This window comes from Gilliamella sp. W8128, assembly GCF_016100545.1.
GTDB classification, from domain to species: domain Bacteria; phylum Pseudomonadota; class Gammaproteobacteria; order Enterobacterales; family Orbaceae; genus Gilliamella; species Gilliamella apis.
On sequence record NZ_JACFSE010000048.1, the window covers coordinates 1 to 214 of the forward strand.

Genomic DNA, 214 nt, shown 5'->3' on the forward strand with positions numbered 1-214 from the left:
AAGGCTAAATACTCCTGATTGACCGATAGTGAACCAGTACCGTGAGGGAAAGGCGAAAAGAACCCCGGGAGGGGAGTGAAATAGATCCTGAAACCGTGTACGTACAATCAGTGGGAGCTGTTACCGTTGGGTAATAGTGACTGCGTACCTTTTGTATAATGGGTCAGCGACTTATATTCTGTAGCAAGGTTAACCGAATAGGGGAGCCGAAGGG

At 48.1% G+C, this 214-nt stretch carries 1 rRNA gene; it reads left to right on the forward strand.

The window, feature by feature from the left end:
* Nucleotides 1-214 (forward strand): 23S ribosomal RNA (locus H3U97_RS11640); the annotation flags it as partial.